Annotated in this window: 8 protein-coding genes and 2 pseudogenes; 2 read left to right on the top strand and 8 right to left on the bottom strand. The window is 63.1% G+C overall.

Translation table 11 applies throughout. The annotated features are described in order from the left end of the window. Positions 1-7: 7 nt before the first annotated feature. Positions 8-1,312: a threonine synthase gene (thrC, locus tag ACCQ10_RS09580; protein ID WP_228313886.1), complete on the bottom strand. Its 1,305-nt coding sequence runs from the start codon at positions 1,310-1,312 to the stop codon at positions 8-10. Positions 1,313-1,470: 158 nt separating this feature from the next. Here thrC and ACCQ10_RS09575 point away from each other — a divergent pair, with 158 nt between their 5' ends. Continuing rightward, positions 1,471-1,785, top strand: coding sequence for an EthD family reductase (locus tag ACCQ10_RS09575; RefSeq protein WP_104581407.1), 315 nt, complete (start codon positions 1,471-1,473; stop codon positions 1,783-1,785). Positions 1,786-1,859: 74 nt separating this feature from the next. Here ACCQ10_RS09575 and ACCQ10_RS09570 read toward each other — a convergent pair whose 3' ends face one another. The 6 genes and pseudogenes from ACCQ10_RS09570 to ACCQ10_RS09545 form a co-directional block, all read right to left on the bottom strand. After that, the gene (locus tag ACCQ10_RS09570; protein ID WP_372363090.1) at positions 1,860-2,828 is read right to left on the bottom strand and encodes a homoserine kinase; all 969 of its coding nucleotides are present in this window, start codon (positions 2,826-2,828) and stop codon (positions 1,860-1,862) included. A gap of 41 nt (positions 2,829-2,869) precedes the next feature. Then, positions 2,870-5,377: a bifunctional aspartate kinase/homoserine dehydrogenase I gene (gene thrA, locus ACCQ10_RS09565; protein ID WP_372362926.1), complete on the bottom strand. Its 2,508-nt coding sequence runs from the start codon at positions 5,375-5,377 to the stop codon at positions 2,870-2,872. Between the two features lie 684 nt (positions 5,378-6,061). Continuing rightward, positions 6,062-6,562, bottom strand: a complete 501-nt coding sequence (locus ACCQ10_RS09560) for a TspO/MBR family protein (protein WP_372362925.1) — start codon at positions 6,560-6,562, stop codon at positions 6,062-6,064. A 99-nt stretch (positions 6,563-6,661) separates the two neighbouring features. After that, positions 6,662-6,742: pseudogene (locus ACCQ10_RS09555) on the bottom strand (IS5/IS1182 family transposase); the annotation flags it as partial. A gap of 369 nt (positions 6,743-7,111) precedes the next feature. Then, positions 7,112-7,303, bottom strand: a complete 192-nt coding sequence (locus ACCQ10_RS09550) for a hypothetical protein (protein WP_372362924.1) — start codon at positions 7,301-7,303, stop codon at positions 7,112-7,114. A gap of 552 nt (positions 7,304-7,855) precedes the next feature. Continuing rightward, a pseudogene (locus ACCQ10_RS09545) lies at positions 7,856-8,389 on the bottom strand (hemagglutinin repeat-containing protein); the annotation flags it as partial. A 270-nt stretch (positions 8,390-8,659) separates the two neighbouring features. Here ACCQ10_RS09545 and ACCQ10_RS09540 point away from each other — a divergent pair. Further along, complete coding sequence (locus ACCQ10_RS09540; protein WP_372362923.1) at positions 8,660-9,010, top strand: SymE family type I addiction module toxin; 351 nt, start codon at positions 8,660-8,662, stop codon at positions 9,008-9,010. A 494-nt stretch (positions 9,011-9,504) separates the two neighbouring features. Here the strand turns inward: ACCQ10_RS09540 and ACCQ10_RS09535 are convergent, their stop codons facing one another. Next, positions 9,505-24,486 (bottom strand): hemagglutinin repeat-containing protein, encoded by a 14,982-nt coding sequence (locus tag ACCQ10_RS09535; RefSeq protein ID WP_372363089.1) that lies wholly within the window; start codon positions 24,484-24,486, stop codon positions 9,505-9,507. Between the last annotated feature and the right edge of the window lie 20 nt (positions 24,487-24,506).

Here is a 24,506-nt window from a genome sequence, read left to right as displayed (position 1 = left end):
GTTTGGCTCAGGCCACGTCCGCAAGCAGACGCTGCCGGAACGCCGCGTAGTCCGGCGGCAGCGCCTCGGCATGCGCCGGGCGTTGCAGCAGCGCCGCCAGCGCCGGCGGAACCTCGACCCCACGGCCGATCAGCGGCTCCACCACGGCCTCGAACTTGGCCGGATGCGCCGTGGCAGCCACGGCCCAGTCGCCCGTCACGCCCTCGGCTCCCTCCGCGCGCAATTGCTCCAGCACATGCACCGCAGTGGCGGTATGCGGGCAATGCACCTCGCCATAGCGCGCGTAGCGTTGCTGGATGGTGTGGCGGATGGCCGCATCGTCCACCGACAGGGCACGGAACGCCTCGCGTAGCGCGGCGTCGTCGCCGCGATACAGCCAGCGCAGGCGCTCGAAGTTGCTGGGCGCTCCTACGTCCATGGCATTGGCCAGGGTCGCCACGCTGGGCTGCGGAGCGTAGTCGTCGCCGGCGAAGTAGTCCGGCAGCACGTGGTTGGCGTTGGACGCCAGCGCGATCGTGCCCAACGGTACCCCAAGCGCACGCGCCAGGATCGCGGCCAGCCCGTTACCCAGGTTGCCGGTGGGCACCACCAGATTCAGCGCGCCACCAGAGGCCGCATGGTGCTGCAGGGCCGCATGCGCGTAGTAGCTCATCTGCGGCAGCAGCCGGCCCAGGCTGATGCTGTTGGCCGAACTCAGCGGCACCTGCGCCTGCAGCGACGCATCGTTCAAGGCCTGCTTGACCATCGCCTGGCAGTCGTCGAACGAGCCGGCCACGCGCAGGGCCTGGATGTTGTCGCCAAAGCAGCCCAGCTGATGCGCCTGCCGCGGCGACACCCGGCCATCCGGGTACAGCACCACCACGCGCAGGCCCGGCTGCCGATGAAAGGCCGCCGCTACTGCCGCGCCGGTGTCGCCGGAGGTGGCCACCAGGATGGTGAGCGGACGATCTTCGTGCCGGCGCAGGCGGGTCAGGCAGGCGGCCAGAAAGCGTGCCCCGAAATCCTTGAACGCGGCGGTCGGCCCGTGGAACAGCTCCAGCGCGTAATCGCCGGGCGTGGCCAACGGCACCAACGGCGCAGGGAAATCGAACGCCTCGGCGCAGATGGCCGGCAGTTCCGCCGCCAGCGCATCGCCTTCGAAAAATGGCTGCAGCAGCGTGCTGGCAGTGGTCGCCAAGTCGACGCCCGCCGTCAGCGTGCGCGCCGGCGGCAGCGACTGCGGCACATACAGGCCGCCATCGGGCGCCAGCCCGGCAGCGATGGCCTGGCTCAGGCTTGCGGCAGGCGCGCCGCCACGGGTGGAAATGAACATCAGCGTGACTCCAGGCAAAAGGGAGACCGGGCGCTGCCCGGCGACAACAGAGATGAGGAAAGACGCGGGAGCGGCGCAGTGCGGGTGCGTGTCCTGCGCGTCATCCGCCCCCACGGGCGCGGCGCTATGCTGCGCGCACCTTTCCGTGGAGCCGGCAGATGATCAAGGTCAGCGTGATGTACCCCTACCGCGAAGGCGCGCGCTTCGACCACGCCTACTACCGCGACCAGCACATGCCGCTGGTGAGCGCGCGCATGGGCGCGGCCTGTCTGAAATACACCGTGGACAAAGGCATCAGCGGTGGCGAAGCCGGCAGCCCCCCGGCCTTCATCGGCATGTGCCACATCTATTGCGACTCGGTGGAGACCTTCAACGCCAGCTTTGGCCCGCACGCGGCCGAGATCCTCGGCGATATCGCCAACTACACCGACCTCACGCCGGTGACGCAGATCAGCGAAGTGGTGGTCGACTAAGTCGCAGATCACGAGCAGCAGGTCAGACCTGTTGCGCGGTACCTGCGGCATGTTGTCATTGCGGGCGTGCTGATTCATCCGAGCAACCGCGCCGCAGGACTGGCGATGGGCGACACCCACGCCTGGCTATCGAAACCGGCGGCAGCAAACCCGGCCTGCACTGCCGGTGCTGCCGCGTCTGCAGCGGCACGCGATTCGAACCAGGCAAACACGCTTGGCCCGGCGCCGGAAATGCTGGCGCCCAACGCGTCGTACTCCAGCGCCGCCTGCTTGGCCTGCGCGAAGCCGGCAATCAAGGGTGCACGACGCGGCTCGATCAGCACATCGCGCAGGCCGGCGCGTACCAGACTCGCGTCGCCGGCATGGCAACCGGCCAGCACCAGGGCCAGGTTGGTGCTCTGCGCGACAAACTCGCGCAGCTGATACGCCCCGGCCAGGGCCTCTCGCGCGCGCCGCGTTTCCAGCGCTGCATCCGGATGCACCAGCAAGCTATGCCAGGCTGCCGGTACCGCGATCGGCACCAGACGTTCCAGCGTGCACAGCACCAGTCCGCCCAAAAACAGCGGCCCCAGGTTGTCGCCGTGGCGGCTACCGCTGGCCACTGCTTCGCCATCGAGCGCGTATTGGTAGAGCTGGTGGTGGTCCAGCGGCGAGGCCAGCAGCGCGTTTGCCGCCACCAACGCCGCCACGCACGAGGCAGCAGAGCCGCCCATGCCCGAGCTCAGCGCAATGCCCTTGTCGATCTCGATTTCAAACCCGTAAGGCAGCTGTAAGGCGGCGCGCAGCGACATCAACGCAGCGCCTGCGGTATTGCGTTCGGCATCCAGTGGTAGTGCCACGGTCGTGCCGCGAATCGCCGCGATGCGTACTGTGGGTTCTTCGATGCGGCGCACGGTGACGGTGTCGCCGACGCCATCGATCGGGTAACCGAGCAGGTCGAATCCCACCGCCACGTTCGCAACCGATGCCGGCGCGAAGGCGCGCGCTTCGTGCAGCCCGTGCTTGCCGACAGAAGCGCGATCACTGTCGTGCGCATGCGCCACCGTTGCTGGGCTCAGGCCGGTCTGGCCGACAACTGCCTGCGTCACAGCCGCGCGCCCTCGCCCGCCGCCACGCGCAGCAGATCGGCGAACACGCCGGCTGCGGTCACTTCCGGACCGGCGCCCGGGCCCTGCACCACCAACGGGTTCTCGCAATAGCGGCGCGTGGTGAACTGCACCACGTTGTCGGTCAGACGCAGGTTGGCGAATGCGTGATCGGCCGGCAGCTCGACCAGGCCCACGCTGGGCGCGCGGTCGGGCGGCAGTTGCGCCACATAGCGCAGCACATTGCCGCGTGCACGCGCATCGGCCAGACGCTGCGCAAAGGCCGCATCCACCTCGGGCAGGCGCGCGATGAAATCATCCACACTGGCCTGGCGCAGTGCTTCCGGCACCAGGCTTTCGACCTGCACGTCTTCCAGGCTGATCGCACGCCCTGCTTCGCGCGCAAGGATCACCAGCTTGCGTGCCACATCCACGCCGGACAGATCATCGCGCGGATCAGGTTCGGTATAGCCCATGCCGCGCGCCTGCGTCACCAGTTCGGCGAACGGCACGCTGCCGTCGTATTTGTTGAACAACCAGGCCAGCGTGCCGGAGAAGATGCCTTCGATCGAGGTCACCGCATCGCCGGTGTCGACCAGATCGCGCAGCGTGGTGATCACCGGCAAACCGGCGCCGACGGTCGCCTCGTAACGGAAGCGCGCACCGCTGGCATCGGCCGCTGCGCGGATCGCCTCGTAGCGCGCCAGCGGGCCGGAACCGGCCTGTTTGTTCGGCGTCACCACATGGATGCCGGCCGCCAGCCAACCCGCGTAGCGATCGGCCACTTCAGCGCTGCCGCTGCAATCGATGATCACCGTGTGCGGCAAATGTGCGGACAGCAGATGCGTGGTGAAGCGCTCCAGGTCGGTCGGCGTAACGGCCGATGCAAACGCATCGCGCCAGTCGCCGACCAGACCGCGCTCATCCAGCAGCATGCGCCCGCGCGACACCACTGCACGCAGGCGCAGATCCAGGTTGGCCTTGCCCAGCAATTGCGGTTGCGCGATGCGCAGCTGATCCAGCAACGCCGCGCCGACATTGCCCGGCCCGATCACGCCCACCGAAAAGGTCTGTGGCGACAACCAGAAACCGGCGTGCGCCGCGCGCAAGGCCTTGGTCGCATGCGCTGCACCGATGGCCACCGAGATGTTGCGCTCTGATGAGCCCTGCGCAATCGCCAGGATATTGACCTGCGCGCGCCCCAGCGACTCGAACAGGCGCGCCGCAACGCCCGGCTGCCCCGCCATGCCATCGCCCACCGCCGCCAGCACGCTGATGCCGGTGGTGAGCTGCACGCGCTGCACCTGGCCGACCGTGAGCTCGTGCGCAAACGCCTGCAACAACGCGTTGCGTGCACGCTCGGACTCGTGCTGCTTGACCACGCAACAGATCGAATGCTCCGAGGAGCCTTGCGAGATCATCACCACCGAGACCTGCGCCGTGCGCAGCGCTGCAAACACGCGCTCGGCCGTGCCCGGCACACCGATCAGGCCGGTGCCTTCCAGATTGAGCACCGCCAGATCGGGGCTGAGCGTCAGCCCCTTGATCGGCCCGCTCACCGCGCTGCTGGCGGTGATGCGCGTGCCCGGATGTTCGGGCTGGAAGGTGTTGCGGATGATGATCGGCAAGCCGCGCTCGATGGCCGGCGACATCGTCTGCGGGTGCACAACCTTCGCACCGAAATACGCCAGCTCGCAGGCTTCGTCGTAGCTCAGGGTTTCCAGTTGTACGGCTTCAGGCACCACGCGTGGATCAGCCGAGAGCACGCCATCTACGTCGGTCCAGATATGCAGCTCATCGGCATTGAACAGCGCCGCAAAGATTGCACCCGAGTAATCGCTGCCGTTACGCCCCAGCGTGGTGATACGGTCGGCACGATCGCGCGCCACAAACCCGGTCACCACCACCCGCGTTTGCGGATGCGCCTGCCGCCACGTGGCAAGGCGCTGCGTACTGACGTCCCACTCGACATCCACGCCCAGTTCGCCGCGATTGACCACCAGCACGTCGCGCGCGTCCAGCACCGCGCAGTCTTCGCCGATGGCGCGGAAGTGGTCGCCCAGCAATTGCGCCGAATACACCTCGCCCAGGCCTTGCACGCGGTCCAGCACCTCGCGTGGCAACTCGCCGATCACCGCAAGCGCACCCAGGATCTGCGACAGATGCTCGAAGCGCTCGTCCAGCCATTCCACCGTCGGCCCGGAATGCTCGCCGAGCAAGGCCACCGCCGCACCACGATGGCGCGCACGGGTTTCGTGCCAGCGCTCGCGCCATTCGGGGCGATCTTTTGCGGCCAGCTCGGCCAGCTCGATCAAGGCATCGGTCACGCCCTTCATCGCCGACACCACGGTGACCTGCACCGTCTCGTCGCGGGCGAGCAACAACTGCGCCACATGCCGATACCGCTCGGCATCGGCCACGGAGGTGCCGCCGAACTTGTGCACCACGGTTCGGTGGGATGGCGCGGGCGCGGCGGCAGGGTCGAGCGAAACAGCAAGCGATGACATCGACAGACCTCGTTAGAGAGGCCCCGTCCGCTTCAGATGAGAGGGAGGCCCCCGCATCCTGATCCGGGTGCGGGGCCGTTGTTTTCGGAAGTTACGCGAAGACGACGGACCGCACCGGGCAAATGGTGACGGTGGTAATGGTGGTGGTAATACCGGCCACGCCAGTCCCTGCCCACAACAGCGGCTGGCAGAGAAGCGAAACAGTGGCGGAGGCGTTACCCATGACTGCAAAAGACATCAGCGGGCCGAGGCCTGTCAAGCGTTGCGTGAATGGGCAGGCACACGCGCACGACACCGGCAACAGAAAACCTTGCCGCTCAGGGATTTAGCCGCCGCGCTCGCAAGTAATTGATTGCCATGGAAACTTTTACGGCAACCTCGACGGGCCGCCGTGCGCAGCCTTGGAACACCTGGCAGCGCCGCGCGGCAGGAAAAGTTTAATTCACATCGTTAGCGCCCACACTCGGTTAGCGCCTATCCACGCGTGTGAACCTGTCTGGTCAGCGCGGACATCCGAGGCGGCTCGGAGGCCGTCATTTCCCCTGAACACCCGGTCCCTTCGGCGCTGCCGACATACTGCTCCCCACAACGAATCCTCATCGCACCACTAAGATGAGCGTCGTCCTGCGTTCCGAGCCAGCAAACAAGGCAGATCCAGCCAACTGCCTGTGTCACCTCACAGGATCAGCCCAGCACCTGAGGATTGAGTTGCCAGACCGAGAAATTAAGCGCCGCCGCAAAGCTCACCCATGCCAGATACGGCACCAGCAACCACGCCGCCAGCGCCTGCCTCTTCGCGAACGCCGCGATCGTGGCCACCAGCAACAGCCACAACGCCACGATGTCGGCAAATGCCAAGGCTCCCATGTGCCACGCAAAGAACAGCCAGCTCCATAAACCATTGAGCGCCAGTTGCATCACGAACAGAGCCAATGCCACCCGCGCCTCAGTCCAGCCGCCGCGCCGCCACACCAACCACACCGATATCGCCATCATCCCGTACAACACCGTCCACACCGGCCCGAATAGCCAGCCCGGCGGTGCCCAGACTGGGCGCTGTAGCTCCGCGTAAAAGCTGGCCGCCTGGATCGATGCCGCCGCGCCCAACCCGGCGATTGCATAGCACAGCGCCAGCCAGCCGATAAGGCCGAACCATTGCGATTTTTTTGAAAGACGGTGCGTCATGAGAGTGGTGGCGAGTTATCAACGTTCGCCAGGTTGCCACAGCATCTGTGCAAGCGATGACTACACAAGCACGCGAGCTTGCGGGGAACTTATATCCCTTTTTGGGAAAGGCTTGATTTGCGGAATCAGTGACTCGAAGCGCTTCCACAGCGCAATTGGGATCTCGTTGCGATGTGTCATGCCGAAAATGATGCCGCCGGCTCGGCAGAATTCAAGGATTTGTTAGCCGCTCCAAATCGTCCACCGGGCTCGTTGATCGATTGCTGCAGATCAGGCTGCTTTGTTCAGATGTTCACTAAGCAACCACTTTGTCGGAGCCATTTAATAACCTAAAAAAAACCCCTGTCATACCAGCACATTCAAATCTCATCTTCACATCACATCCTCGCTAACAATCAACACCCCCAGGCGCCGCTTTAACCTAAATGTATGTCTCCCATTAATCTTTTCCGGCAATATAACAAGGTTAAAAACTTCGATAATTTCCAGCCAAGTCCGGACGCACCGGATCATCTTCGGTATAAATTGAAAAATCAGACCTTCCCTCGTCTACGCAATCAATTTGCGCCCCCCCGCTATCATTATAAAATAATTGCCTCCTCCTAAACTCCTGTTTTCAATTTCAACAGGAGCAAAAACATTACTGTATAGCTCATCAACTTCTGGCGGCCCAGTCAAAGACATGACAACTTTATCACCTACAACAGGAACACTTGCGTAGCCTGCCAAAGAAAAGTCCACTTCATTCCCATGAGATCTAACGCTTGATGAATCGCTTCCAGCTCCATTAAATTAACTGTCGGATTTCTAAATAATCAATTATCTACGTGGCTAATTTCACCAAGCACGCACTTCCTATCATTCGATAAGTCCTGACTTAGCAAGTAATACCTCACATCAATCTCCCGTCAACCACTTATTGACTTGATTTTTTAATCTGAGCCCCCACTAATTCTCAAACGAACACAGGGTCAGCTTGACTTATTAATTACAGCCGACCCGTTTTACGGAACTGATGCGCTATTCAACCTTGGGGGAGATCGCTAGCTGCGGTGGGCTGCACATGTGCCTGATCGACGGTGCTGCGCACCTACCCACTATCGTTGGACATCATCGGTGCGACCGACATCTTGACGCCGCGGACGTGGCGAGTGTGGCGTCCTGCGCATTAGCTCCGTCCTGAGCGCCTACATCACCGGCAGTGCCGGTTGCAACACGGGTGCTGTCCGCGCCGCCATTGAAACGACCTGCAAACTTCAGGGTCAGATTGACCTACTAATTACACCTTACCCCCGTTCTTGAGAGATTGTTGCCTGCCTGCAAGGCCGCGCTACCGCCCGCATTGATGCTGACACCATGCAGTTGCAGGTCGTTGCCGGCCGAGACGATCAAATCCTTGCCGGTGACGACAGACATGGCATCGCCGCCGCGCAGCAGGCCATTGTCGTTGCGCAAAGCGCTGGGCGTGAGGCTGAGATTGTTGCCCGCGATCAGCGCCGCACCGCCGCCCGCCTGCATGCGGGTGCCGGTCAGGGTCATATCGTTGCCGGCAAACAGTTGCAATGAGTTGCTGGCACTGATGCCTGACAGGATGTCGACGCAATTGATGGCCTTGGCCGCCTCGCTGACCAGATTGTTACCGGCCGCCAGCCCACCATCGCGGCCCTGGATCTGGCCCTGGTTGAGCAGGTCGTTGCGCGCTTCCAATGCCACGGTGCCGGTGCCGCTGATACGGCCCTGGTTGAGCAGGTTACCGGCGGTGCTGACATCGGCACCGGCGATGACGCCCTGGCTGCTCATGGCGTTGGTGGCGTTGAGCTCGACGTTAAGAAGCCATTGACATGGCTCGTGCGCGGTAGCACTCTCTTGCTCCAAGGAGCGTAGAAACTCCTCTCATAGCGGTACCCATCTCCGTCAAACTGATGGGTTTTTTGTGCCTGCACTTCGCAGGTGCAACCGACGCGATGCCTGCGTCGGGAGGGCGGCTAATAAAACACCCTTCGGGGAAATACGCCCGCCGGCTATGAGCGGTTTCTAACCTCCCGACATCCCGTCGCTGATCGACGACGGCGCCTGCTCGCCACGGAGGACTCTGCTATGCGTCAACCGCCATCGCGCACTCCCACACGCAAGCGCGTAAAGCGTCAACTACCCCGCGACGCGGTCTGGCGTATCAAAGAGTCACCGCTTATCCCGATGCTCACACCCGAAGAGATTGAAGCCGCCAATGCCGCAGACCTCGTCAAACAACATCGCGCAGAGCGTCGTCCGCGCCCGCCGCGGCAGCTGACCGTCGGGTACGGCTACTACCCCGCCAGCGATCAACGCGTTCCTACACTGCGCCTGCGCGGTCGCTGGCTGGAACAACTGGGCTTTGCCATCGGCATCAAACTGAATGTCCGCATGCGCAATGGCGAACTGGTTGTGAGCGTGGCTGACTTTCATTGACTTAGCACTGTGGGGTGTTGCACTTGAAGGTTGAGTCCCCCCCGAAAATGACCTACTTCCAAGGCTCAACGCAGCTTCAAGCGCCTCAAGGCACCCATACGAATCCGCGACAAGTTTTATACAAATTATTTATATTAAAACTTTATCTAAAATGCTGGAATTGAAAAAAAACAGTATAAGAAGAATAACCAAGATCCTATGCACAAGTTTCGCTCAACTCTCGACAGGACTTTTGTTTTCCGCCATCGCACAAAGAAAATAATGGTGACGAGGCATAGCAGTGCTAGTGCAGAGATAATGAAAATTGTATTAGTAATGTAATTTAAAAAACCAGCTGGAAATTGGCATGGCTTTCCGGAACATGCATCAAGGCGCATGCCCAGAGTCATCCTTAGTGCAGCAAGCATCCAGTAAAAGAAACAACTAGAATAAAGTGTTAACCAGAAATTTCTCATCTATAGTTCTCGCCTAATCCTTTATGTAGATTTGACAATTTATCTCATCGGAAATTGTAATTTAGACCAATCAATCACAGGCGGATAGGTCTCCACCCCATAAATTTCGCGTATGACTTTGTTTGCTTTATTTCCTGAGCAGCGTTCATAGTTTTCACAGCCTGGCACAGGTGAATTTACAAGGCCTTTGTCAATACTGCCTGCAATATTAGCAGCACCTGCTAGAGCCTTTTTCTGATTGCTATCGAAAAAGCTTCCTGTGACGTCTTTTATGATTCCCGAAATTTCCAAATCGTTTGAGCGCGTCTGTTGGGAAGCTGTGGAAGCGACAGAGTACAAAGATTTTACATACCCACTATACTGGCCTGAATTAAAATAGGGGTCGTCTGGCATGGTTCCATCCCGAAGATGGCCAACTATGCCGTCATAACGTGTTCCGTCACCGCTTACGTGCGCGAAAGAATCTCCAAAAGCATGTAATATTTTTTGATTCTCCGGGTCAGAAAGAATAGCTGCTTTTACGCTGCTATTATCGATATTTTTATTTATCTCTCTAAGTATTATACCAACCTTCGCAGTCAATACCTTTTGTTCCTCGATTACTTCCTCCGGAGATTTTTTACCGTTTAGAAGATGAATTGATTGCTGATCTCCAGATGGCAAATTACCGTTATTGACGTTGTTAACCGTGATCGCATTTCGCTCGTCAGTATCCGGGGCCCAAGCCGCCAGTGCTACTGCCTTAGCATCCTGGCTAGAGAACCCGGCAAGATAAAGTATTGTGGCCATGGTTGAATAATGGCCAATTTCCCCCCAATTATTTTCCACCGAATTTCTTGCTATTGATCCCCCTAAAATAATAGAGTTAATATCTCCACTAAAAGACCCTAAAGTTGCCCCGCCCAATCCAATGATCGAGTTTATGGTGGACTTCTCTTCTGCATTTAGATTTTCGCTTTCAGTTCCATAAAGAAACTTTGCCAAAGCCGGAGCTGCAGCTTCAGCGCCAGCGGCAGTTATCGCTCCGATCAGCTCACTCTCTCCGCCAGCAGAAGCTATAGCTGCACCAAGTACTGAGTGTGCTAGGAGGTGACTAGCCCCCCCTTCCTCGCCGCGGCTTCCACCGTCCACGTCATTGCGAACAGCATTCTCTTTGAAGTATTGGCCGATCTGGTATGAGGCAACTGGCGCCAAGGTACCAGCCAAGATTTGGCCTGTACTTCCCGATGCCGCGGACAGGCCACCTGTAATTGAGCTGACGAGCACTCCGACTTTCTGAAGGCGCGCAGTCTCTTTGTCTGCTTCAACAGCAATCATCGCTAGCTGAACCTTTTGCTCGGGAGTCAATGATGCGCTCAGTACTGGATCCTCAAGAACAGCTTTTGCTTCCTTCTTCTGTCTTTGGGCCTCGTCAATGGATGCGTTGATGTCATTACGAATGCTAACGCCGGTTTGCACTACCGTCCCAATCGCGGCCGCCATTGCCTGCTGCTCGCCCAGGATCTTGCCCACGTCTGGCAAGGTCGCCGCCGCTTCGTGCGCGGCACTGGCATCGGTATTGATGCCGGTCGCCGCAGCCGCGGTGGTCTTGCCACCGATCTTAATGGTGCCCTCGGTCAGCGTGGCGCGTGTATACCTGGTGTCGCTGCCGCTTTCGCTCATCGGCACGCCCGGCATGAAGCTACCGGTGTTGGCCTTGCCGTAGTTGCCGTTGGCGATGTTGTTGCCGATATCGCGGGACTGCTCGCCAGCGGTGCGCTCGATCGGGTTGCCGTTGGCATCGGTTTGGTTGCCGGTACTCCCGAACCCGCCGCTGATGCTGCCCGACGAGGCGCTGTAGTCCATCTGGTTTTTCAGATCGGTGAACTTCAGCGAATCGGCGGTCAGTTCGCTGGCAGCGGCATTAGTGCTGGCGATTGCGCCGCCGATCAGGTTCACGTTGCCGGCGGTGACGTGATAGCCACCATTACCCGCAAACAATCCTGACTGCTCTACGACACCTAGGTAATTGCCATCTGCCTTCGCAGCACTGGCATTGCCACTGATGTTCCAAGCGGTGCCGGCCGAGATCTGCACCCGGCCACCGACGCTGCTTTCCTTGGATTGGATGTCCAGCTTGTCTTGCAGCGATTCGATGGTGAGGTCGCCACCAACCTGTGTATCGATCCGGTCGCCCTTGACCACCGCACCACGTAGTGTGGCGTCGCCTTCGGACATGAGGACGATGTTCTGGCCGGCCAGTTGTGTGTTCTGCCAGGTGCTGCCATCCACGTTCGACTTGTGGCTACCCGCACTGGCTTGCACATAGGCATAGACACCGGTCTGTGCGCCCACCGAGGCACCCACACCCACTTCGAAGCCGGCATTACTGCCCTTGCTCTGCTCGGTGTTGCTGGAGTTGCCGGCTTCCAGCACCAGATCGCGTGCCGAATCCAGACTCAGCGTGTGGCCTGCCTTGAGGTTGCCCTGGACGATGTGCAGGTCGCCTGCGGTGGTTTTCAGGCTAACGTTGCCATCGCCTGTGATGGTGGAGCCCTGCGAGATCTGACTGCTGCTGTTGAAGCTGCTTTCGCTGGTGGCAAAGCCGACGCCGGCTTCCACGCTGAGCAGCGAGCCACTTTGAACAGCCTTCGCCGTTTGATAGGCATTTGCCGCTGCCGCCATGCCCTGCATCGCACCCAAGCGCCCATCGGACTTGCGCGCATCGTCCACGTTGTTGATCAGATCGATCAGCGGGGACTTGATGCGCGCGAACGCGCCGATCTTCAGATCATCGTCCTGCTGCGAGGCCGAGCTGCTGGTGTTGGAGGTCAGCAGCTGGATCGAGGCAGCGGTGATGTCCACATCCTTGGCAGCGACCACATTGCTGGCCGACTGCGTATACGTGCCGCCGGCCGTTAGGCTGACATTGCCACCCAGGCTGCCCACATTGCTGGCCACCTGCGCCACCTGTGCGTTGTCGTCGGTGTGGTTTTTCTTGTTGTAGCCGGCAAAGCGCTCGGTATCGGAGATGACCACCGTGCCGATGCCCTTGCTGGTGGACTGGTTGGCATTGCCGAGGATGTCCTGACCACTCTGGATGGTCAGATCTCCCGCCGCGCGCATGCTGACATTGCCTTGGGCCGCGATGTTGCTTGCAGTCAGGGAGATGTCGCCCTGCGTGGTGGTCAGGCTGGCGTTGCCGCCCACCGACAATTGAGTGCCGGTGATGGTATCGGTCTGCCCGCTGCCGGTGCCCTGCTGGTTGTAGTTGCCGTATGGCAAGCCGGCGGCATTGTTGAAGCCCCAGCCTTTGCCGTTGCTGGCATTGCCGCTGGACTGGGTGCTGTGCGCAACGTCGAACACGATGTCCTTGCTGGCCAGCAACAAGGCGTTGCCTTCAGCCGACATCTGGGTGCCTTGGCTGGTGATCGAGCCGTCGCTGGCGAGCAGCGTGAGATTGCCGCCGGCCGCCAGTTGGCTGACGCGCGTATCGCTGGTGCTTTCGTTCTGCGACGCGTTGGAGCGATGGCTGCTGGCCTGGATGACCACCGGGGTGATCGCGGCCATCGTACCGGCCGCGGCGCCTTCGGCATCGCGGCTGATCTTGCTCATGGTCGAGCCGGTATCGACCATGTTCTTGGTGGTCGAATCGCGCGCGCTGCGGTAAGAGGCGCCCGGGTCGTAGGTCACGCCCACCGAGAAGCCATTCGACTTGCTTGACTGACTCGCTTCGTTATCGACCGTGTCCTGTCGTGCCAACAACGTGATGTCCTTGGCGGCCAGGGTCAGGTCCTTGCCTGCACCGATATCCGAGGCGGCGATGGTCAGCTGGTTGCCTGCGCTGACGACCAGATTGCCATCGGTTGAGCCAACCGACGAGGCGACCTGGGTGACCGAGTCGCTTGCGTTCTGGCTGTTGCTACGGGCATGGCTGTAGCCAATGCTCGCCACGCCGCCACCGATGCTGCCAGTCAGGCCCGAGCGTTTCTGGCTAAAGCTATGCGCTTCGCTGCTGGTGTCCTGCGCGGACTCGATGGTGACGTTGTTGCCTGCTGCCAGGCGCACATCGCCATCAGCGAGGATGGTCGAGCCGACCACTGCCACGTCGTTGCCAGCCGAGATGTTGACCGACTCACCGCTCAGCGCGGTACCGACGGCAAGCGTGTCGTGCCACTCATCATGCGTCGTAGTGGTCTTGCTCGAGAACGTGCCCTTCTTCTTCTTGGTCATGTCCTGCACGGCATCGTGCTGCTCGCTCGCGGCGAGCAGGTTGACGTCGTTGCCGGCAGCCAGGGTGATGCCACCTTCCTTGGTGGCGGCCGATGCGGCGGTCAGAGTGATGTCGTTGCCCGCCTGCATGGCGAGGTTGCCGCCGGCACTGAACTCGGTGCCGTGGACGGTTTCGTCGCGGGTGCTGGTGGTTTGCTTGAAGCGCTTGCGCGTCTCCAGGACATCACTGGTATCCACCGTGGTCAGCGTGCTGGCGTTGATGTCGTTGCCGGCGCTGATGCCGAGGCCCTTGCCTGCATCGAGCTTGGCCGCGACCAGGTTGACGTCGTTGCCGGCGCTGAGGATCAAGTTGCCGCCGGCAGTGAGCGCCTGTTGGTCGATGGTTTGCGTAGTGGTCGTGGTAATGACGCGGGTCTTGCCGTTGCGCGAGTTGTAGCTGTTGGTCTCACTGTCGTTGAGTACGGACTCGACATTGAGGTTGTTGCCGGCTGCAGCGATCAGATCGCCGCCTGCCTTCACTTCGGTCTGGCGAATGGTCAGGTCGTTGCCGGCAGTCAATTGCAGACTGTCGCCGGTGCTGATGTTGGTACGCGTGGCGACCTTGCCGTCCAGGCCGGTGGTGGGAGTCAGCGAAAGATTGTTGCCTGCCTGCAAAGCGGCGCTGCCGCCCGCGTTGATGCTGACGCCGTGCAGTTGCAGGTCGTTGCCTGCGGACACGATCAGGTCCTTACCGGTGGTGATCGTGACAGCATCGCCGCCGCGCAGCAGGCCATTGTCGTTGCGTAAGGCGCTGGGCGTTAGGCTGAGGTTGTTGCCTGCAATCAGTGCTGCACTACCACCGGCCTGCACGCGGGTGCCGGTCAGGGTCATGTCGTTGCCGGCCATCAGTTGCAAGTTATTGCTGGCAGTGATGCCCGATAGGATGCCGACGCCGTTGATGGCCTTGGCCGCTTCGCTGACCAGGTTGTTGCCGGCGACCAATGCGACATCGCGGCCCTGGATCTGCCCCTGGTTGAGCAGGTCGTTACGTGCTTCCAGCGCCACGCTACCGGTGCCGCTGATGCGGCCCTGGTTGAGCAGATTGCCGGCGGTGATGCTGACGTCGGCGCCGGCGATGACGCCCTGGTTGCTCATGGAATTGCTGGCGTTGAGCTCGACGTTGCCGCCGGCAATCAAGGCACCATTGCCACGCAACTGCAGCGAGTTGGAGGCCAGGTAGACCACCGGCACCAGCACCTTCTGGCCCTGGTAGTCCTGCTCCACCATCCACACGATGTCTTTCGTGAGTGCAGCCGCCTGGGCGGCAGTTAGGCCAACGCCCATGCTCAGCTGCAGCTGGCCTGCAGCAGCCACACCGGACTCGAGCAAGGCGCGGTACTGCGCCACGCCGTCGGCGTAGTTGCCCAAATAACGACGACCCGTGAGCTGGGTGATCTGGTCCAGCACCAGGCGCTGCTCATAGAAGCCATCGCCCAGGCGGGTCTGGGTCCACTCCGGGTCCACACCCAGCTTGTCCAGCAGGAAATCGCTGCTGATGAAGTTGTCGTAGTTGACGAAGCGCGGATCGGTCTCGATCAGGTAACGACGGCCCGGGCCATTGCTGCGCCAGGCGTTGATGCCGCCCAAGCCGGTGGCTGCGCGGCCCATCGCCGTGCGATCGGTTGCCGTGCCGTTGGACAGGCGATACAGCCCACCGATGGGCAGATCGATCTGCGTCAACGAGGTCTGCCCGCTACCAACGATGTTGGTCACGGGAATGGTGGCGGGATCGATGCGCGTGCGGGTTTCGTTTCCACCCGCTGCGACACCGGTGCCGGCGGCGGTGGTCTGCACATTCGTCTGATCGACGGTGCTACGCACCAGGCCGCTGTCATTGGACATCACCGGTGCGACCGACATCTTGACGATGCCGCTCGACGTGGCCAACGTGGCGTCCTGTGTGTTGGCGCCGACCTGCGTGCCTGTGCTGCCGCTAGTGCTGGTCGCGACACGGATGCTGCTCGCGCCGCTATTTGCGCGACCGACCACTGCCTGGCCGCCTACTCCACCAGCGCTTTGCGTTGTGCGACCGCTCAAGCCGCCTTGCGCGCCTACGCCATTCAGCGCAGCACCACTGATGCTGCGGCCATCGCTGCCGACAGCGCCGTTGCTGATATTTGCGCCATTGATGCTGACGCCTTGGCTGCCCGTCATGCTGGCGCCTAGGGCGATGTAGCTGCTACTCACCGTTGAAGAGCTCAGCCTCTGGTCTTCTTCTTCGTAATAGCAAACGACCTTCTGCCCGACCGGTTGCATGCAATCATTGGTGATCGCAGTAACAATATGTTCCACGTCGCTTTGTCGAACCGTCTGACTCAACGCCAGCGCTTGGTTGAGTAGCTGCTCGCCGCCCACGATCATCCCATCCGAGAGCCCGCCAAGACCTCGCTGATTGGCAGCAAACAAGCCTGCTGCAGCGATGGTCGAGGCGTTATTCGTAACGCTCCCTGACAGCAAGATGTTTCCGCCCGCCGCAATTCTTCCTTCTGCGCTTGCGGAAGACAGCTGCTCCTGCTGGATCACCTGATAATTGCGATAAATCCCCGGCGCGAGTCCTTTGTAGGGATAAGGCGCCCGGGCTCCTTGAAGGTTACGGATCGACTTGCCTTCAATCAGCTCACCACCCGAATAGACATCGTCGCTGCCGGGATCGGTGGAGACGCTGGTTGTATTGACCACGCGCCGCCGATTATTAAGCTGACTCGCCGCAATCAAAATACTCCCATCAGCCTCAATACTGCCCGACAGGTTATTCACCACCCCAGTCCGCGCTACCAGCGTGCCACCACCATCCTGCGCACCACCAATCGCGATGTTGCCCAGACTGAAAATACGCGCATCGCGGTTAAGTAGCTGATCGCGCACGATCAGGTTCATGTTACCGGTGGAGCCCAGCAGGGCCGAACCATAGGCCGCATTGTCAGTCGCACCGCCGAAATCGGCGCCATTGACCAGCGTGCCGGTATTTACCGAGACATTGCCGCCGACGATGCTGCCGGTGTTGTAAACGCTGTTAGCGACGAGCGACAACGCGCTATTGCCGGAAATGCTGCCGGCGTTGTCGATGACGTTGCCGCCGTTGAGACGGGTGTCGCTGGACAGGATGTTGGCACCGGCGCGATTGGTGATGCTGCCGGCGGTGATATCCAGCGTGCGTGCGGCCTTGAGCGTGGACTCATTGACCAGGTTGCCGCCCACGCGCAGGTTGAAGTTTCCGTTGCTGACCAGGTCCGCGCCAGCGCGATGCGTGTAGTCGCTGCGCAGGGTCAGGTCGAGCAGGTTCTGCGCCAGGATGCTGCCGCCGCCGTCGAAGCCCACGGTATCGATCACCACATCGCCAGCACCTCCCGTCGTGCTGCCGGCACCGATCTGGCCGCCGGCATTGCTGAGGCTTTGCAGATTCAGGCGGACCGCCTGTTCGGCCTTGATAATGCCGTTGCGGTTATCCAGCGAGGCACCCGCACGCTGCAGCAGGAAGTTGGCACCGGCATAGACCCTGCCGGCCTGATTGTTCAGTGCATTGGTGCCCGCAATCAGGTCGCCGCCGGCAACCAGTTGGCCGCCGGTGTTGGCGATGCTGGCCGCATCGATCACCACGCTGCCACGGCCACCCAGATTGCCGCCGGTATTGGTCAACGCACCACCGGTAGTGATACGGGTCAGGCCACCGCCATTGCTGACGATACTGCCTTGGGTGTTGTCGATCAGCCCGCCGGAGGCGGTCAGCGTGTTGCCGGCATCGAGCTGGCCGCCGCTGTTGAGCAACGCGCCGGCGACGGCAACGTTGAGATCGCGGCCCGCGCTGAGCTTGCCGCCTTGATGATTGTCCAGTTGGCCGCGCGCGGTAATGCCGAGATCGCGCCCTGCCTGCAGGCTACCGGTACTGCTGATGTTTTCTGCAGTGATCACCGCGTCGGTGCTGGCACCGATGATGCCGCTGCCGTTGTCCAGGCCACGGTTGAGCTCGACGCGCACGCTGCCGCCCGTGCCGCCGCTGGTCACTGCCTGCGCCGTGCCGCCGCTGTTGCTGAGGCTGTCGGCACGCACTGTCAACGCGCCGCCGCTGGCCTGCAGCAGGCCGCTACGGTTGTCGACAGCCCCCCCGCTCTGCACGCTCAATCCGCGTGCGGCGACCGAGCCACCGACGTTATTGAGGCTGGCCACGGTCAACGTTGCATCGCCAGCAGCGGCAACCGTGCCGTTCTGATTGTTCAAGCCACCGCTGGCGCCGATGTTGAGCACGCCCTGGGTGACGATGCGCCCGCCGACATTTCCCAACGCGCCGCGGCTGGTCACCGCCGCGGTGCCGGTGCCGGCGTGCTCGATCCGCCCCTGCGCATTCTCCAGGCTGGCGGCCGTGACCGTGAGGTCCTGACCGTTGCTGGCCAGGGTTCCGCCGGTGTTGTCGAACGCGCCGCCGATGCTGACGCGGGTCGCAGCGCTGCCGCTCTGCACCATGCGGCCGCCCGCATTGTTCAAGCTGCCGCCATCGACACTGAGTTGCGTGGCCTGCAATTGGCCGCCGACACCATTGAGGCGGCCGTTATCGATGGTCCCCCCGGCCTGCACGGTCAAGGTACCGCCTGCAAGCAGATCGCCGCCGCGATGATCGAGGCTTCCGGCAGTGGTGAGGGCCACGTTGCCGGTTGCGCGCGTGCTGGCACCTGCCAGCTGCAGCCCAGCGCCCTGGGCAACCAGATTGCCACCTGCCAACAGCCGGCCGGAGGCGCTCAACTGACGATCGGCGATCAGGCTCAAGGTGCTCCCGGCACCCAGATTGCCATCGCTGGCGATGCCCGCACCCACGGTGCCGGCGATGCTGATCTCGCCTGCGCGCAGGCTCAAGTTGCCTGCTGCCGTGGTCTGGCCCGCGTTTTCGATACGTGCGCCCTGCAGGCCCACTATTGCGCCGGTGACGACGCCTTGCTGACGCAGCACCGTCTCGCTTGCCAGCGTGATCTGTTGACCCGATAGCTGGCCTGCAACGGTGAGGTCGTTCTTCGCGCGCAGATCCAGGACGCTGCCCGCACTGAGTGTGCCGCTCTGCGCCAACGTCCCATCGGTCTGTGCGGAGAATGCGCCAGCCGCGGCAAGACTGCCGCCGAGCTGCAGGTTACCGCGGCTGATCAAGGCGACATCACCACGCTCGCTCCCCAGCTGGCCACTACTGCTCAGCTGGCCGGCTTCCACCCGCAGGCCGTTGCCGCCGATCAGATCGCCGCGGTTGTCCACCGCACCCGATGCAGTCAACCCCAGACGCTGCAGGCCGTAGGCCTGGCCGGTCTGGCGCAGCGCGCCGACGCCGAGCGTCAGTTGATTGCCTGCACGTAGTGCGCCGGCATTGTCGAGCAACCCTGCAATGGTCAGCGTGGTATCGCCTTGCGCGAGCAACACGCCGGTAGCTGTATTGCTTGCACTGGCAGCGGTGACGCTCAGGCTTTGGCCGGCGACCACCTGTGCCGCATTGGTCAGTGCGCCTGCCGCGCTCAGCAGCACCGCACGATCGGCCTGGGCCACTCCGGCAACTGCCAGGTTGCCGGTACTGCGCAGAGCGATATTTGTCGCCGCATCCAGTGCGCCGCGGCTGTCGATCGCCGCGCCGTCCAGGCTGATCGCGCCACCACTCTGCAGCACGGCGCCCTGTCCGGTAGTGACGGTGGCGCCGCGCAGCGTTGTGTCGCCGCCGGTGGCGGCCTGTGCGTTGAATGCCAGGGTGCGCTGCGCCTGCAGATCGAGTTGCGCGGCCGACTGCAGCGTTCCCGCTGCGACGAGGTCGCGGCCGGCGTGCAACGTGACCGATTGCGCATTGAGCGAACCGCCCTGCTGCAGATCGCCTGCTGCGGTTGCCTGCAGCGTGGTTGCCGCGGCCACCACACCTTGCAAGCCGATGTCGCCGCGGCTGGTCAGGGTGACGGTGGAGGTTTCGCTGCCAAGCTGGCCACTGCTTCGCAGACCACCCGCGTCGATCAGCAAGGCGTTCTTGGCGACCAGGCTGCCGCGGTTGTCGACAAGCCCGGTGACGGTTGCGTTCAACGCCTTGCCCGCCACTGCAGAACCGCTCTGATCGATGCTGGCGGCAGTGATGCGAAGGTCGTCACCGCTCTGCACGCTCCCCGCATTCTGCAATGCGCCAGTGACCAGTGTGACGCTGCCCGTGCCAGCCAGCGCACCCGCCGCCGCGTTGCTGATCGCGCCAGCCTGTACCGAAAGATCGCGGCCTGCAACGACCTGGCTGGCGTTACTCAACACGCCATCGGCGCTGAGCACGACATCGCGATTGGCTTGCGCCACACCCGCCAGGGCAAGCCCGCCGGTGCTGCGCATGCGCAGGTCACTGCCCGCATCGAGCGTGCCGCGGCTATCGATGGCAGCACCGTCCAGGGTGATCAGCCCAGCGCTTTTCACGATGGCGGCGTTGCCGGTGGCGATGCTGGCGCCGCGCAACGCGGCATCGCTGCCCGCCTGCGCCTGGCCGTTCAACACCAGGGCGCGCTGCGCTTGCAGATCCAGCGTGGATGTCGACTGCAGGGTGCCGCCAGCGGTAAGGTCGCGACCAGCCTGCAGGCCGATGGTTTGCGCGCTAAGCGAACCGGATTGCACCAGGTCACCGCCCGCCGTGGCCTGCAGCGCGGTCGCTGCCGACACCACGCCTTGCAGATCGATGCCGTTCTGGCTGGTGAGCGTCAGTGCGCCATTCACCGATCCGAGCTGGCCAGTACTGATGATGCTGCCAGCGGCGATGGTCAGACCCTCGCCCGAAACCAGCTGACCGCGATTGTCGAAGGCGCCGGTCGATGCAATGGACACCGCGTCACCGCTGTACAGGCGACCGCGCTGCAAGAGCGAGCCTGCCGACAGCGCAAGCCCGCGTTCCCCATGCAGGCTGCCGCCGTTGTCCAGCACGCCGGCGACATCAACGCGCAAATCGCGCAACGCGCCAAGCGTGGCATCGGCCATGTTTTCAGCGCTGGCGGCCTGCACGCTGAGATCGCGGGCTGCCACCACTTGCGCGCCATTGCGCAACGCGCCGTTGGCGGTCAGCGTGACATCGCGCCCGGCCTGGGCAACGCCGGCCAGGGTCAGATCGCCTGCACTGCGCACGCTCAGATCGGTGGCGGCATCGAGCGCGCCACGGCTGTCGATGGCACCGCCATCCAGGGTGATGCCGGCCCCGCTCTTGAGGATGGAGGCGTTTCCAGTCGTCACGGTAGTACCGGCCAGCTCGGCAGGTCCCGCAGCCGAGGCCTGCCCATGCAACGCGAGTGCACGCTGTGCCTGAAGATCCAGCACGGAGGCCGACGTCAAGGTGCCATCGACAGTGAGATCGCGACCAGCCTGCACCGACACGGACTGCCCATTGAGCGAGCCGGCCTGCTGGAAATCGCTGCCGGCAGCAGCACGCAATGCCGTTGCTGCCGAAACGACGCCCTCGAGCTGCATGAGGCCCTGGCTGGTCAACGCAACATCGGCACGCTCGCTGCCCAGCTGACCGCTGCTGCGCAAGATGGCTGCGTCGACCTGCATCGCGTCCTTGGCGATCAACGTCCCGCGATTGTCCAGCGTGCCGGCGACCCCGACATGCATGCCCTTGCCGGCAGACACGCTGCCGCTCTGGTCCAGCGCCGCAGCGGTGAGCTGCACATCACCACCCGCCTGTATGCGCCCGGCGGTGCTGAGCTGGCCAGCTGTGGTCACGGCTACATCGCCCTCGCCCGCCAGCACGCCAGCGGACAGGTTGTCCAGACGCTGCGCCTGCAACGCCAGGTTGCGACCGGCAACGATGCGTGCGGCATTGCTGACCGTAGCGCCAGCGGCCAGACCGACATCGCGGCCGCCCTGCACCACGCCGGCCAACTGCAGATCGCCATCGCTACGCATCTGCAGATCGCCGCCGGCGTCCAGCGTGCCGCGGCTGTCGATTGCCGCCGCTTGTAACGTGATGGCACCACCGCCCTGCAGCACTGCGTCCTGGCTCGTGCTCAAGGTGCCGGCGCGCAAGGACGCGTCGCTCCCTGCACGGCCTTGTCCGGCAAACGCCAATGCACCCTGGGCCTGCACGTCCAGGGTGGACGCCGATTGCAGCGAGCCGGTGGCGCTGAGGTCACGCCCGGCCGTCAGGACGACCGCCTGTGCCGTCGTCGATCCGGCCTGCTGCAGGTCTCCACCAGCAGTGGCCTGCAACGTGGTTCCCGCAGCCGTCACACCTTGCAAGGCCATGTCACCTTGGCTCGCCAGGCGCACATGGGCCGCCTGGCTGCCAAGCTGCCCAGTGCTGCGCAGGCTGCCCGCATCGATCTGCAAGGCGTTGGCGGCCACGACATTCCCGGTGTTGACGAGCGCCCCGTCAACCGACGCCGACAGCGTATTACCGGCACCGAGACGGCCGCTCTGGGTCACTGTGTCGGCAGTGATCTGCAGGGCGTTGCCCGCGTACAGGCTGCCCGCGTTGTCCAACGCGCCGATGGTGGCAACACGCATATCGGCGTCGGACGAGAACACCGCACCCTGGGCATTACGCAAGACGCCCGCGTCTACCTGCAGTCCGCCAGTGGCGACCACGTTGGCACGATTGTCCAGCGAAGCGCCGGCCCGCAGCGCTGCGTTACCTGCGCTCTGTACGGTGCCACCCAGCGACAGGTCGCCGTTGCTTGCGATGCGCAGATCGCTGCCCGCGTCGATCACTCCGTCGTGATCGATAGCCGCGCCACGCATCTGCAGCGCGCCGGCACTGCGCAATTGCCCGCGCTGGCGCAGTGCGCCGCCTGCCTCGAGATCCAAGGCGCCCGTCGACTGCATGATGGCATCGCTGGCCAGCACCCCGCCGGAGGTCACGCTCAGCGCGCCACGCGTGGCCTGCAGGGTGCCGGACACACTGGCATCGCCGCCGCTGCGCAGGCTCACGCTTGCGGCATTGAGGGTCCCTGACACCTGCGCATCGGCACCGGCGTCCACTGCCAATGCCCCTGCCGCCACGGTATTGCCGGCCAGCCGCATGGCGCCGCGGCTGCGTAACGTGGCATCACCGCGTTGGCTGCCCAGGTCTCCGCGGCTCTCCAGCTGCGCCGCATCCACGGTCAGCGCATTGCCCGCGACCAGCGTGCCGCTGTTGAGCAGGCTGCCTGTCACGGTCGCCTGCACATCGCGCGCGGCGGACAGACTGCCGGCCGCGGTCACCGTGCCGGCCTGAAGACGCAGATCGCGCCCTGCATGGCCGCTACCGTTGGTATTCACCGCGCCGGCCCGCAGATCCAGGTCGCCGCCCGCAGAGACCGCGCCACGTTGCGCGATGTCGATCACGCCAGCGTTCAGTGCTACCGTCTCCGCAGCGATCAACTGCCCCTGCACCTCCAGGCGACCACCGGCCTGCACGTCCGCGCCCTGCCCGGCTTGTGCGAGCCCGCCCAGGCGCACGGCGTCGCTACCGACAACGCGCAATGCGGTTGCCGCATCCAGCGTACCGAGTGCATCGATCGCGCCGGCATTCAACGCAATCGCGCCACCACTCTGCAGGATGCCCGACAGTCCGATTCGGTTCGCACGTGCGGTAACGCCCGCGCCGCCGTAAGCCACGCCGGCGCTGCGCAACACGCCGTCGGCGCCCAGCTCCAGCGTGCCGGTGGCATGCAGGCTGCCATCGGCGGCCAGTTCAGAACCGAACAGACGGATCGCTCCTGCGCTGCTACGGCCAACATGACTCAGGGCACCGCTGGCCTGCGCATCCAGTGCGCCAGCGGCCACCAGGTCTCCCGCAAGATTCATGCGCGCAGCCCGCAGGGTCACATCGCCCTGCTGTGAGCCGAGCACACCGCGTTGATCCAGACCGCCGGACGCACGCACGTTCACGCCATCGCGCGCCACGCTGGTGCCGCTCAGGCTCACCTGGCCGGCACTATCGATCTGTAGATCGCCGCTCTGTGCTGCCAGGGTGCCGCGACTGACCACGCCAACGCCAGCTTCGGTGGCGATCAGGCGGATGCGGTCGGCATACATGCCGCCCAGCTGCGCCACGTCGATGCCGATCGACGGTGCTGCGCCATCGGTGCCAGGCAACACATCCAGCAGCATGCCGTCGACATTGATGCGCCCGGCACCTGCGCTGGCCACCAGTTCCTTGGTCCAGATCGAGCCGTCGACACCGAGTTGCCGCGAGAGCAGATCCAGACGATCCACATTGAATGCGTCCAGGCCGTTGCTACCGATGCTGAGCACGCCACCGGTGACGGTGAAACCATTCAAGCCGCCATCGCTTCCAAGGTTCGGCGTACCGGTGGTGAGCGTGACGCGCGAGGTATTGACGAACCCGCAGCCATCGCAGGAAATGCCGTTAGGGTTGGCGATCACCAACTGCGCCTTGGCGCCGGCGATTTCGGTGTACCCCTGCAGCCGGCTGCTCGCCGATGTGACCTCGTTGAGGATCAGCGAAGCAGCACCACTGCGCTGCAGATTGTTGTTGCCGGCAACGTAACCGCCCAGCTCGGTCTTTGAGATCTGCGCGCTGTTGTTGAGGATCAGCCCGTTCGGGCCGACATTGAAATTGCTGTAGCGATTGTGCGAAATGCCGCGCGCGTTGGGTGCGACGATGTCCACCACCGGCACGCCGTTGGCTGCCACCTGCTGGCCAGGCGTCTGCCCGCCGGGATTGGGGGTGGGAGCGACCTGCGCCCACGCCGGAAACGATGTCCAGGTCACGGTGACGCACAGCATCAGCGCCAGAGCGCGCTTGCTGTATTCGGCCATGTAACCACGCACGCTCATCGCTTCGCTGTCCATCATTTCTCTCTCGCCGCCTG

Origin of the sequence: Xanthomonas sp. NCPPB 1325 (genome assembly GCF_041477645.2) — a bacterium.
In the GTDB taxonomy this organism is placed as follows: Bacteria; Pseudomonadota; Gammaproteobacteria; order Xanthomonadales; family Xanthomonadaceae; genus Xanthomonas; species Xanthomonas cannabis.
The sequence above is the reverse complement of the archived record's forward strand: the minus strand, read 5'-3'. Positions and strand labels throughout refer to the sequence as shown.